Annotated in this window: 10 protein-coding genes; 7 read left to right on the plus strand and 3 right to left on the minus strand. The window is 63.9% G+C overall.

What is annotated here, in order from left to right; translation table 11 throughout:
• Positions 1-10 precede the first annotated feature (10 nt).
• From AC07VI_RS04670 to ada, 3 genes are all read right to left on the minus strand, one after another.
• Positions 11-1,663: a mechanosensitive ion channel family protein gene (locus AC07VI_RS04670; RefSeq protein ID WP_492995887.1), complete on the minus strand. Its 1,653-nt coding sequence runs from the start codon at positions 1,661-1,663 to the stop codon at positions 11-13.
• A 75-nt stretch (positions 1,664-1,738) separates the two neighbouring features.
• A complete protein-coding gene (locus tag AC07VI_RS04675; protein WP_086143626.1) occupies positions 1,739-2,428 on the minus strand; it encodes a 2OG-Fe(II) oxygenase in 690 nt (229 codons plus the stop codon).
• On the minus strand, positions 2,425-3,480 hold the full coding sequence (ada, locus tag AC07VI_RS04680) for a bifunctional DNA-binding transcriptional regulator/O6-methylguanine-DNA methyltransferase Ada (RefSeq protein ID WP_099374316.1): 1,056 nt from the start codon (positions 3,478-3,480) through the stop codon (positions 2,425-2,427). The genes AC07VI_RS04675 and ada overlap by 4 nt, the downstream gene beginning before the upstream one ends.
• A gap of 182 nt (positions 3,481-3,662) precedes the next feature.
• Here ada and hutC point away from each other — a divergent pair, with 182 nt between their 5' ends.
• The 7 genes from hutC to AC07VI_RS04715 all read left to right on the plus strand — a co-directional run bounded on the left by hutC (position 3,663) and on the right by AC07VI_RS04715 (position 13,072).
• Positions 3,663-4,382, plus strand: coding sequence for a histidine utilization transcriptional repressor HutC (gene hutC / locus AC07VI_RS04685; protein ID WP_099374109.1), 720 nt, complete (start codon positions 3,663-3,665; stop codon positions 4,380-4,382).
• Positions 4,383-4,726: 344 nt separating this feature from the next.
• Positions 4,727-8,050, plus strand: coding sequence for a PAS domain S-box protein (locus AC07VI_RS04690; protein ID WP_494808775.1), 3,324 nt, complete (start codon positions 4,727-4,729; stop codon positions 8,048-8,050).
• A gap of 78 nt (positions 8,051-8,128) precedes the next feature.
• Positions 8,129-8,596 (plus strand): response regulator, encoded by a 468-nt coding sequence (locus AC07VI_RS04695; protein ID WP_086143963.1) that lies wholly within the window; start codon positions 8,129-8,131, stop codon positions 8,594-8,596.
• A 302-nt stretch (positions 8,597-8,898) separates the two neighbouring features.
• Positions 8,899-9,225: a thioredoxin TrxA gene (trxA, locus tag AC07VI_RS04700; RefSeq protein ID WP_077408631.1), complete on the plus strand. Its 327-nt coding sequence runs from the start codon at positions 8,899-8,901 to the stop codon at positions 9,223-9,225.
• A gap of 156 nt (positions 9,226-9,381) precedes the next feature.
• Entirely contained in the window at positions 9,382-10,644 is a 1,263-nt protein-coding gene (gene rho / locus AC07VI_RS04705; protein WP_034746249.1) for a transcription termination factor Rho, read from the plus strand.
• Positions 10,645-10,925: 281 nt separating this feature from the next.
• Complete coding sequence (locus tag AC07VI_RS04710; protein WP_034746247.1) at positions 10,926-11,195, plus strand: type B 50S ribosomal protein L31; 270 nt, start codon at positions 10,926-10,928, stop codon at positions 11,193-11,195.
• A 152-nt stretch (positions 11,196-11,347) separates the two neighbouring features.
• Positions 11,348-13,072: an ArnT family glycosyltransferase gene (locus AC07VI_RS04715; protein WP_086143624.1), complete on the plus strand. Its 1,725-nt coding sequence runs from the start codon at positions 11,348-11,350 to the stop codon at positions 13,070-13,072.
• Positions 13,073-13,246: the final 174 nt, after the last annotated feature.

The following is a 13,246-nucleotide window of genomic DNA, read 5'->3' on the forward strand; positions in this document are numbered from 1 at the left end:
AACGTAAGGGCTATTGTTCCTCCCCCCGCTTCGCCGGCGCCCTGAACCATTCACCGGGCGGCACCACGTGCGACTCTTTCGGGTCGTCGATGTAATGCGGCGAGGTGATCTGCACGTCGAACTCGTTGAAGACGTCGATGATGTTCTGGTGCAAGCGGTTCAGCACTTCGGCGCGCTGGCGGGGGACTTCGGCGCTGGCGTAGGCGACCAGGCGGTATTGCACGTAGTAATCCTGCAAGGCCAGCTGCATCACGTACGGTTTCGGCGTGGTCGACAGTTCCGGCGTGCGGGCGGCGGCCAGTTCCAGCATGGCGTGCACTTGCCGCCAGGGCGTGGCGTAGCCGATGGTGACGGTGGAGTCGAGCACGAAGCCGCCGCCGGGCTGGGCGCGCGAATAGTTTTTCGTCGTTTGCGACATCACCCAGGCGTTCGGCAAGGCGACTTCCTCGCCCAGACCCGTGCGCAGGCGCGTCTCGAACATGCCCACGTCAACCACCGTGCCTTCGCTGTCGCCCACGCGCACGTATTCTCCCTTGCGCAGGGCGCGCGTGTACATCAGGATCAGGCCGCTGGCGCCCTGGCCCACGATGCTCGACGCGCCGATCGACACCATCAAACCGACCAGCACGGACAGGCCCTGGAAGGCGGCCGTGTGCGAGCCGGGCAGATACGGATACGCCATGGCCAGCGCGAACAGCCAGATCACCACGCTGGCGATGCGGCGCGTGGGCAGGGCCGTGTCCTTGTCCAGCCAGCCGATCTGCAGTTCACCGCTTTCCACACGCTTGAACAGCGAAGCGGCCGTGGCGGCGATCAGGCGCGCGATGGCGAAGATCACGCACACCAGCACCAGCCCCGGCAAGGCGCCGATGATGGCGTGGAAGACGTCGGCCGCCACGTCGAACAGGTAGCCGCTCAGGCTTTCGCCCCACGAGCGCGTGTACGGCAGGCGGCCCAGCACGAAGGCGGCCCACAGATAGGTGGCCATCAGGCGCAAGCCCCACAGCACGGCGCTCAGCAGCTGATACGCGAAGGCGATGTAGTGTTCGGCGTCGAGCACGCGCACGTTTTTCAGACGCACGTCGCGCAGGCGCGAGGCCAGCAGCACGCCGCTGCGGCGCTTGGCCCAATGGTACAGGCGCGTCAAGCCCATCCAGACCAGCCAGAACACGAGGGTGGCGGCCGCGCACACGGCGGCGGCGATGGCCAGGTAGCGCCAGCTGCCCTGCTCGCGATAGTCGAGCACGGCCTTGCTCAACTCGCCGGCCGCCGTTTTCGCCACGCTTTCCGTCGTGTCGCCGGCCAGCTGGTTGACATCGCCAGGCACGACGACGAACAGTTGCACGCCGTCGAGCAGCACCTGCGTGCCTTCGGGAATCGTGCGCGTGCTTGCCTGCAGCGGACCGTTTTTCCCCAGTACGCCTTCCAGGCGGCGCTGCGCGCCGATGGCCCGTTCGTCGGGCGGATAGCCGGCCAGCGCGGCGCGGAAGACGAATACCTTGCGGTTGGCGAACATCAATGGCGCCGTCCTGACGGCCGCGGCATGCGCGGGCGCCAGGACGGTCGCGGCTTCCGCAACGAGCGGGGATGCGTCCTCGTCCGCGTGGGCTGCGGGCAGCAGGAAGATCGTCAACAGGCACAACAGGCGAAGCAACACGGACATGGCAGAAATGAAAGAGTGACAAGAAGCAGCCATCATGCCATGTAATTGCGGAAACTCAAGCGCCGCGGCTACCGTTCAGCTCGCATCATGAAAAATGATGCCCAGGGTGTGGCGCAAGCCCGAGCGCAGGCGCGACACGCCATGGCGCATGTTGACGCGGTAACTGCCGCGCGTGCCGTTGACAGGCCGCTGCGCCACGGGAAAGAGCACGGCGTCGCCCTGCGCCAGCGGCACGACCTCCAAGCGCGACTGCATGCGCGGGCGCTGCTCCGTCAGCACGAACTCGCCGCCCGTGAAATCGTCTTGCGGGCGCGACAGCAGCACGGCCAGCTGCAGCGGAAACACGTGCTCGCCATACAGGTCCTGGTGCAGGCAATTGTAGTCCCCTTTGCGGTAGCGCAAGAGCAAGGGCGTGGGGCGCGTCTGCCCCGCCGCATGGCAGCGCGCCAGGAAATCGGCGTGACCGGGCGGAAAGCGCGTTTCCAGGCCCATGCTGGCGTGCCAGCGGTTGGCAATCGCCGCCAGCGGCCCGTACAGCTGTTCGCGCAAGGCGGCCACCACATCGGGCAGCGGATAGGCGAAATACTGGTACTCGCCCTGGCCAAAACCATGGCGCTGCATCACCACACGGCTGCGAAAGCGCGACGCCTCGTCATACTGCGCCGCCAGCGCCGTGCAGGCATCCGCAGCCAGCAAGCCCGGCACGACGGCGCAGCCGTATTGATTCAGCTCATCCTCTATCTGCCGCCAATCGAGCGCCCTCACCGTCCACCCTCGCGTTCGAGCAGCGCCTGCTTGCGCTCCACGCCCCAGCGGTAGCCGGACAGCGCGCCATCGTTGCGCACCACCCTGTGGCAGGGGATGGCGACGGCCAGCGCATTGGCGGCGCAGGCGCCCGCCACGGCGCGCGCGCCTTGCGGGGCGCCGATGCGGCGCGCCAGTTCGGCATAGCTGACCGTGCTGCCGGCAGGAATCTCGCGCAATGCTTGCCACACGCGCTGCTGGAACACGGTGCCGCGCACGTCGAGCGGCAAGTCCAGGCCGATCGCGGGCGCCTCGACCAGGCCCACCACCTGCGCCACCGTCCGTTCATAGTCAGGCTCGGCGCCGCGCAGTTCGGCGCGGGGGAAACGGTCCTGCAAGTCGCGCAGCAGCACTTCCGGGTCGTCATCGATCAAAATCGCGCAGATGCCCTTGTCCGTGCTGGCCACGAGGATGGCGCCCAGCGAGCAGGCGCCGATGGCGAAGCGGATCACGGCGCCGCTGCCGCCGTCGCGGAATGCGCCCGGCGTCATGCCCAGCAAGCCCGGCGTGGCCGCATACAGGCGGCCGCTGGAATTGAAACCGGCCGCATACAACGTTTCCGTGACGTTCGCCGCGCCCTGCAAGCCGGCCTTCAGGCGCTCGCCGCGCCGCGCCGCCGCGTAGGCTTTCGGCGTGATGCCCGTGTGCGCCTTGAAGACGCGGTGAAAGTGAAAGCGGCTCATGCCGGCGGCCCGGGCAAGGCTGTCCAGGTCAGGCAGCTCGTCGCTGGCGTCGATCAGGCGGCAGATATCGGCCACGATGGCCGCCTGGCGCTGGGCCAGGGGCGGCAAGTTCGGCTTGCAGCGCAGGCAGGGGCGGAAACCGGCCGCCTCCGCCTGCTCGCAACTGGCGTGGAAAGCCACATTGCGGCGCAGGGCGGGGCGCGCCGCGCAGGAAGGGCGGCAATACACGCCCGTCGTGCGCACCGAATAGTAAAAGACGCCGTCGGCGTCGGGCGCGCGCCGCTGCAGCGCATCCCAGCGTTCATCGTCAGTCAGGTAAGCGTGTTCCATGGCGAACTCCATGCAGGTCAATAGTATGCAGCCAGCATAGCCAGTGCCGGCCGGCGCCACACTCCGGCGCTTGCTTTTGAATTCAAAAAAAAGGCTGGCGGCAGGCATCGCGCTCGGTGCTAAAATCGGCCATCGCGCCTCCAGCCGGCGGCGCGCCCTGCCCGCGCCCCGGAGAAACCGCATTGGACGATCATACTACCCAGGAAAATACGCCCATTTTCCAGCGCATCAAGGATTTTCTGCTGGCCGGCATCGCTGCCGGGCGCTGGAAGGAAGGCGACGTGATTCCCTCCGAGCAAGCCCTGGTGAAACAATTCGGCGTCTCGCGCATGACGGTCAACCGCGCCGTGCGCGAACTGACCAGCGAGCAAATATTGACGCGGCGCCAGGGTTCCGGCACCTATGTGGCGCAGCAAAAATACCAGGCGACCTTGTTGGAAATCAAGAGTATCGCCGATGAAGTGCGCGCGCGCGGACATATCCACCGCAGCAGCCTGCAGCTGCTGGAGCGCACCAAGGCGTCCGACTTGCTGGGCAAGCAATTCGGCCTGGCCGCCGAGCACCCGCTGTTCCACTCGCTGATCGTGCATTTCGAGAACGGCGTGCCCATCCAGGTGGAAGACCGCTGGGTCAATCCCGAGTGCGCGCCTGACTACATGACGCAGGACTTTTCCAGCATCACGCCGAACGAATACCTGATGGCCGCCGCCCCCCTGCAAGGCGCCAGCTACAGCATCGAGGCGCTGTCGGCGCCGCGCGACATCGCCGAAATGCTGGCCATCGACACCAAACAGCCTTGCCTGGTGCTGCGCCGCCAGACGCGCTCGGGCGGCAGGATCGCCTCGATCGCCACCATGTGGCATCCAGGCCACCGCTATCAGTTCGCCGGTAGCTTTTCCTGAGAGCAGCTGAAAAACCGGCTGATTCAATAGCACGATTTCGCGCAAACTTTCTCACGAATTCTCACCGGATCGCGAAAAAAACAGCCATTTCGGGGCAAAAAAAATCCCGTTTTGGCTGTTTCAGAACTTAAATACTCCGACTAAATATTCGATGCTATAGTTGCCGCCAGAAAGCGCCGCAGGCGTTTGTTTGAGCGCGCGTCATGTACTGCCAGCCTAGTCCAATCACGCCCCAGAAAGGGATGCATTTGTCGTATTGCCGCCACACGAGTTCCAGCGCACCACGCCCCCGGCGCCTTGCGTTGCGCAGGCTCGCGCGTACGATGCTCGCGGCCGGCATTCCCTTGTCCCTGCCGGCAGTGGCGCAGGCGGCCGTGCCGGCGGCGGCGCACGTGCTGCTGTGGCCGTATGCAGCGGCCAGCGCCACGGCCCTGGCGGGATGGGCATGCTGGCAAGCCTGGCGACTGCGGCGACAATTGCACGGCGCGCAGGCGCCAGCGGACAGCGTTGCCGGAGCGCATGCCCCGCAAGCCTTGCGTGGCGCGGCCATGGCCGCCTGGACCTGGCAACGCCAGTCCGACCAGCTGCTGTTTTCTCCCCTGTACCAGGACGTGCTGGGCGACCGGCAGGCCCGGCTTGAACACACGCTGGCCGACTGGCTGGCCGAAGTGCACCGCGATGACCGCGCACGGCTGAGCCTAGCCTTCCGCCAGCATTTCGACGGCCAGGCGCCGGGCACCTTCAACTGCGAATTCCGCCTGCGCCACAGCGACGGCCACTGGCGCTGGCTGCTGGCGCGCGGCGCCGTGCTGACGCGTGCTTCCGATGGCGCCGCCATCCAGGCCAGCGGCATCGTCTGCGACATCAGCGAGCGCAAGCTCGACGAGGAGTCGCGCATGCGCTCCATGCTCGAAGCGGCACCCGAAGCCATGCTGGTGGCCGATGTCGATGGCAAGGTGCACTACGCCAACCAGATCGGCGCGCGCTGCTTCGGCTACCCGCTGGCCGAACTGACGGGCATGTCGCTGGAGCAACTGGTACCGGAAAGCACGGACAGCCACCCGGCCGGCGACCCGCAAGCGCGGCACAGCCTGCCCGGCAGGGTCATGATGGCGCGCCGCCGCGACGGCACCCACTTCCCCGCCAAGGTCAGCCTGTCGCCGCTGCGCATGGCCGGGCAAGTGTTTTCCATCGTCTCGCTGCGCGACATGACGCAGCGCCAGCGCGCCGAGGAAGCCCTGCACGCCAGTTCGGAACGCTACCGCCTGATCGTGCAGACGGCGGCCGAGGGCATCTGGATGACGGATGCGGACGGCAAGACCACTTTCGTCAATCCGAAGATGGCGCACATGCTCGGCTACACGGTGCAGGAAATGCTGAACCGTCCCATGCTCGACTTCATGGACCGCGACAGCCAGCTGCTGATGCAGCGGCGTCTGGCCAGCCACGGCAGCCTGGCCAGCCAGCCGGACCAGGTCGACTTCCGCTTCTTCCGCAAGGACTTGTCCAGCCTGTGGGGCTTGCTGTCGAGCACCAGCATCCAGTCGGAGAACGGCGAACCGGGCGGCACGCTGGCGATGATTACCGACATCACGGAGCGGCGCCAGGCGTCGATCGCGCTGTCGAACTCGAGCCAGCGCATGGCGTCCGTGTTCGGCGCCGTCACCAACGGCCTGGTGGTGCAGGACAGCCACGGGCATATCCTGGAAAGCAATGCGGCCGCCGAGCGCATGCTGGCCGCCAGCCCGGCCGGCAACAGCCTGTGGCAAGCCATCCGCGAGGACGGTTCCGCCTTCGACCAGCGCAGCCATCCCGTGCACATCACCCTGTCGACCGGTGTCGCCATGCGCGACGTGCTGATGGGCGTGAAGCAGCCCGACGGCAGCCTGTCGTGGCTGTCCGTAAATACCGAGGCCATCCGCGATGAATACGGCAAGGTGGGCATGGTGGTGGCCAGCCTGACGGACATCACGTATCACAAACGCAGCGAGAGCGCCTTGCGCGAGCTCAATGAACATCTGGAAGAGCGCGTGGCGCAGCGCACGGAGCAACTGGACCAGGCCAAGCAGGTGGCCGAAGAGGCCAGCCTGGCGAAGGGACAATTCCTGGCCAACATGAGCCATGAGATCCGCACGCCGATGAACGGCGTGATCGGCATGGCCTACCTGGCCCTGAAGACGGACCTGGAGCCGCGCCAGCGCGATTACCTGGAAAAGATCCGTTTTGCCGGCGAGCATCTGCTGGGCATCATCGACGACATCCTCGACATCTCGAAAATCGAGGCGGGCAAGCTGGAAATCGAACGCGTCAACTTCAGCTTCGACCATGTCGTGCAAACCCTGATGACGGTGGTGGCGCCGCGCGCCGCCGGCAAGAACCTGGAACTGCTGTTCGAGATCGACCCGCAATTGCCGGCCGTGCTCGTGGGCGACCCGCTGCGCCTGGGGCAGGTGCTGATCAACTACGCCAATAACGCCATCAAGTTCAGCGAACAGGGCAGCATCACCGTGAAAGTCCACAAGGTGGTGGCCGATGCAAAACACTGCCTGGTGCGCTTTGAAGTGTGCGACCACGGCATCGGCCTGTCGCAGGACGAGATGAGCAAGCTGTTCCAGTCCTTCCAGCAGGCCGACACCTCCACCACGCGCGAGTACGGCGGCACGGGCCTGGGCCTGGCCATCTGCAAGCAGCTGGCCCAGCTGATGGGCGGCGACGTGGGCGTCGACAGCCGCCCGGGCGCCGGCAGCACCTTCTGGTTTACGGCCAACCTGGGCATTTCCGACCAGGCGGCGCCGGCCATGCTCGACAGCATGGTGCAGACGGCGGCGGCCATGCGCGCCAGCGCCGACGCGGCCCTGGTGATGCGCACGCTCAAGCATGCGCGCATCCTGCTGGTGGAAGACAACACGTTTAATCAGCAGGTGGCGCTGGAATTGCTGGAAGAAGCGGGCGCCTCCGTCTGCCTGGCCAACAATGGCGAGGAAGCGCTCGACCTGCTGCGCCAGACGCAGTTCGACTGCGTGCTGATGGACGTGCAGATGCCGCTGATGGATGGCTTGCAGGCCACGCGCCACATCCGCGCCGACCCGCAGCTGGCCCATTTGCGCGTGCTGGCCATGACGGCCACGGCCACCAGCGAGGACCGCGTGCGCTGCCTGGACGCGGGCATGGACGACTTCATTTCCAAGCCCATCCAGCCGGCCATGATGTACCAGACCATCGCCAGCTGGCTGCCGGCGCGCGAGACGCCGCCGCCGCCGGCGCGCAGCCGCGCCGTGCCCGCCTTCAAGACGACGCTGGCCGGCGACCCGCAGGTGATCGACCTGTCCATCCTGGCAAAGTTGCTGGGCTACAACCCGCAAAAGGTGCGCAAGTTCGCCTTCAAGTTCCTGCAGACGACGCAGGATGGCTTTGCCGACATCGACGCGGCCCTGGCGCGCGGCGACGTGGGCCAGGTGCGCGAACTGGGGCACCGCATCAAATCGTCGGCGCGCACGGTGGGTGCGCTGGGCCTGGCGGAACTGTGCCACAGCCTGGAAACCCTGCCGCCGGGCGCGCCGGCCGACGAGGCGGAGCGGGCCCAGCGCATCGTCGCGCGCCTGTGGCCGCTGCTGGACCAGATTACCGAGCAAATCATGAACAACACCAGCTTTGCCAATGACGATTAGCTACCGCCAGTACGTTGCGGCAAGGCGCCGGCATCGACCACGATGCTGTATACAAACCAGGAACAGAAGGACATCACGATGAATAATGTATCCAGTCAACATCCTGAGGCCCTGGCCCAGGGCGAAGCGGGCCTGGCGCCACTGCGCGTGCTGCTGCTCGACGACGACGTCTTCATGCTCGACGTGCTCAGCGACATGCTGGAGCAGCTGGGGCAATTCGACATCCGCTGCGAGTCGCACAGCGAACAGGCGCTGTCCACGCTGAAGCAGCATCAGCCCGACCTGCTCATCTGCGACCTGTCCATGCCCGACATCGACGGCATCGAATTTTTGCGCATGGCGGCCGACAACGGCTTCCGCGGCGGCGTGGTCCTGCTGTCGGGCCTGCATTCGGCCGTGCGCCTGGCAGCCGAACGCCTGGCCGTGGCCAATGGCCTGTATATATTAGGCACCTTCCGCAAGCCGATGGAAAGCGCGGAATTGCAGCTCATGGTGAACATGCAACTGCAGCACACGGCGCGCCTGTCGCACGGGCAAGGACGATAGCGGCGGCCGCCCGACGGGCAGGGATGGAGGCGCTGCAAGCGAGCAGGCATGCGGCTTTGCCGCCCTGCCGGCGGGCGCGGGGTCGATATGCCTCAAGTTTTTCTGCAATAATCGCCACGCTTTGAAAAAATGGGTTATTATTTCAGCCATCCCCGCCTGCATACCTCTGGTCGCACCTTCCAAGAACATTGAAGTCGTGCCCATTGCCCCCATCTGCTAGCTGCATTCCAGGAAGCATGGATGGCGAACCAGCGTATGGTTAATTCCAGGCATTATTGATCCCACCCTCATTTGAGGAAAATATGAGCGAAAATATCAAACACATTAGCGATGCATCTTTTGAAGCAGACGTCCTGAAATCCGACTTGCCCGTCCTGGTGGACTTCTGGGCCGAGTGGTGCGGTCCCTGCAAAGCCATCGCGCCTATCCTGGAAGAAGTGGCCAAGGAATACGCCGGCCGCATCCAGATCGCCAAGATGGACGTGGACGCCAACCAGGCCGTGCCTGCCAAGTTCGGCATCCGCGGCATTCCGACCCTGATCCTGTTCAAGGATGGCGTCGCGGCTGCGCAAAAAGTGGGCGCCATGGCCAAGGGCCAGTTGACCGCTTTCGTCGACAGCAACATTTAATGTATGATAGGCAGCGCTGCGCCCGCAGCGCCGCCTGATTGGATAGACCGGGAAGCGGTTTTCGTACCATTCGTGCACAAGCTTCCCCAATAATTAATCAACGCCACGCAGTCCCCTCCCCTACCTTTACATCCCGTCTCGGGACACTCAACACATATGCATTTATCCGAACTAAAGGCCTTACACGTATCCGCCCTGCTTGAGATGGCGATCGGTCTTGACATTGACAACGCAGCCCGCTTGCGCAAACAGGAGCTGATGTTCGCTATCCTGAAAAAACGCGCCAAGTCCGGCGAACAGATTTTCGGCGACGGCGCCCTGGAAGTGCTGCCTGACGGCTTCGGCTTCCTGCGCTCGCCAGACGCCAGCTACATGGCGTCCACCGACGACATTTACATCTCCCCTTCGCAAATCCGCCGCTTCAATCTGCACACCGGCGATTCGATCGAGGGCGAGGTACGGACCCCGAAAGATGGCGAACGCTATTTCGCACTGGTCAAAGTCGACAAGGTCAACGGCGAATCGCCGGAGATGTCGAAACACCGCATCCTGTTTGAAAACCTGACGCCGCTGCACCCGAACGAGCCGCTGCGCCTGGAACGTGAAATGAATGGCCAGGAAAACATCACCGGCCGCATCATCGACCTGATCGCCCCGATCGGCAAAGGCCAGCGCGGCTTGCTGGTGGCGTCGCCGAAGTCCGGCAAATCCGTGATCCTGCAGCACATCGCGCATGCGATCACGGCCAACCACCCGGACATCACCCTGATCGTGCTGCTGATCGACGAACGCCCGGAAGAAGTTACCGAAATGCAACGTTCGGTGCGCGGCGAAGTCGTCGCCTCGACCTTCGACGAACCGGCCACGCGCCACGTGCAAGTGGCCGAGATGGTGCTGGAAAAAGCCAAGCGCCTGGTCGAAATGAAAAAAGACGTGGTGATCCTGCTCGACTCGATCACCCGCCTGGCGCGCGCCTACAACACCGTCATCCCGGCCTCGGGCAAGGTGCTGACCGGCGGTGTCGACGCGAACGCGCTGCAACGTCCAAAACGCTTCTTCGGCGCCGCGCGCAATATCGAAGAAGGCGGTTCGCTGACCATCATCGCCACGGCGCTGATCGAAACGGGTTCGCGCATGGATGACGTGATCTTTGAGGAATTCAAGGGTACCGGCAACATGGAAGTGCATCTGGAACGCCGCCTGGCTGAAAAACGTGTCTATCCGGCAATTAACCTGAACAAATCGGGTACCCGCCGCGAAGAACTGCTGATCAAGCCGAACGAGCTGCAAAAAATCTGGATTTTGCGCAAGTTGCTGTACTCGATGGACGAGATCGAGGCGATGGAGTTCATTCTCGACAAGATGAAGGCGACCAAAAACAACGCCGAATTCTTCGACATGATGCGCCGGGGCGGGTAAACCTACTGCGCGTCCCGCTCTACGGCCGGTGTTGCTCGCTGTACCTTCGTACAGCTGCGCTACTCGGCCGTATATCGGGCCTGCTCGCTACGGTTTCCCGCTCCCCGGTGCCGGATCGTAGTGCAAGCCGCTTTCGAGCGGCTTTTTTATTGCCTGCGATGGGAAAGCGCTATATAATCGACGGTTGCATTATTTTAAACCCTGGCAAGTGATCGGCAATCGGGTCAAGAAGCAGGAAGACCGACGAAGTGCTGTTTGGCTACCAAACTAGAGAGAAGACCATGAAAGTCGATACCCATCCAGAATACCGCGAAGTTGTTTTCCACGATCTGTCGTGCGATTTCAAATTCGTTACCCGCTCGACCATCCAAACCCGCGAAAAAATCACCCACGACGGTAAAGAATACCCACTGGTGAAGATCGAGGTTTCGGCTGAATCGCACCCATTCTTCACGGGCAAGCACAAAATCGTCGATACCGCTGGTCGCGTCGAGAAGTTCCGTCAGAAGTTCGGTTCGGTTGGTTCGAAAACCGCAGTCGCAGCAGGCTGATTTTTGCCGCTTTGCGGCAAAGCAGGGCAGCTTCGGCTACCAGAGAAAAGGCAGCTTCGGCTGCCTTTTTTGTCTTTGGCCGCTTTACTTTATACTCGCGCATACCCGACGCCATTCGTCGCGTCTTGCCACCATTCTGATACCGATTATCGATGAAGCCAGTCCGCCTTCCCGCCGCCGCCACACTCGCGCTGCCACGATGGGCCTTGTTTGCGCTCGGCCTGCTGTACATCCTGCCTGGCCTGATCGGCCGCGAACCGTGGAAAAACGATGACGCCGCCAGTTTCGGCATCATGTGGTCCATGGCCCATGGCGGCCTGAACGACTGGCTGTGGCCCAACGTGGCCGGCCTGTCGCTGCCCGATGAGGGCCCGCTGGCCTTCTGGCTGGGCGCCATCGCCATCAAGCTGTTCGGCTGGATCGATGGCGACGTCTTCGGCGCGCGCATGTCGACCATCGGCATTTTCGTCGTCAGCACCCTGTCCGTCTGGTACACCGCCTTCAACCTGGGCCGCCGCAATGACGCCCAGCCGCTGCGCCTGGCCTTCGGCGGCCAGCCCGAACCCGACGATTTCGGCCGCACCCTGGCCGATGCCGCCGTGCTCATCTACCTGGGCTGCCTGGGCCTGCTGCAGCACAGCCACGACATCACGGCCGAGGCCCTGCACGTTTCCCTGATGGCCTACCTGCTGTACCGCGCCGTGCGCTACGTGGAAGGCCCGTCCGTGCGCAATGCCGCCCTGCTGGGCCTGGCGCTGGGCGGCCTGACCCTCACGCGCGGCTGGATCACGCCGGCGGCGCTGAGCATCGCCATGCTGCTGTGCAGCGTGTTCCTGCGCCTGCCGCTGCTGCGCAGCGTGCGCCACCTGGCGCTGGCCGTGCTCGTGGCCCTGGCGCTGACCCTGGTCTGGCTGCTGCCAGGCGAACTGCTGCAACCGTACGGCCATTCGCCGCTGCAAGCGTGGATGGAGTGGAATTTCCGCCAGTTCAGCGCGCCCAGCGTGAAAAGCCTGCAATATTTCTTCCGCGTCGGCATCTGGTTCTTCTGGCCCGCCTGGCCGTTCGCCGCCTGGGCCGTGTATGCCTGGCGCCGCCAGCATCACGTGCTGCACATCGTCGTGCCGCTGACCTTTGTCGCCATGCTGGCCATCCTGGGCCTGTGCCACCCCGATCCCGAGCCGAGCCAGCTGCTGCCCCTGCTGCCGCCGCTGGCCGTGATGGCCGCGTTTGGCCTCTTGACCATGAAACGGGGCGCCATCAACGCCATCGACTGGTTCTCCGTGATGGTGCTGACCATCTGCGCCCTCGTGATGTGGCTGTTCTGGTTCGCCACGCTGACAGGCTGGCCGCCGCGCCTGGCCTACAATGCATTGAAACTGGTGCCGGGATTCAAGCCTGAACTGGAACTGGTGGCCTTCTTCGTCGCCGCCAGCGCCAGCGCGGGCTGGGTGGCGCTGGTGCACTGGCGCATCTCGCGCCAGCCTGCCGTGCTGTGGCGCGCCGTGGTGCTGTCTTCCGGCGGCCTGATACTGATCTGGGTCCTGATCATGACCCTGTTCCTGCCCGAGCTGAACTACAGCAAGAGCTACGCCAGCGTGGCGCACCAGATTTCGGTCAACTTGCCGCCTGGCAGCAAATGCATCAACAGCAACGTCGGACCGGCCCAGCGCGCCTCGTTCGCCTATTACGGCCACCTGCCGTTTGCCCATGTGGACCAGCAGCAGTGCGATGTGTTCTTGTTGCAAGACAGCATCAAAATCCCGGACAACCGGGAACAGCTGCCCGAGCACCACGGCGCCGACTGGATCAAGCTGTGGGAAGGCCGCCGCCCCACGGATGACGTAGAGCGCTTCCGCCTGTATCAGCGTATCAGGTAAGCAACAAAAAACCGGGGTCACCCGGTTTTTTTATGTCCGCAAGACAAGCTTCGGCAGCAGAAAAAATGTTGCATTAAAATATAGTTAATTACCTAAAATGAACTAACATTGTTTTTTAGATTATAATAGCGGCCTGCGCGATGGCGGTGTCTTGCTTTCCCGCCCGATTCGTCC

Source organism: Janthinobacterium sp. GW821-FHT03A03, assembly GCF_059421435.1.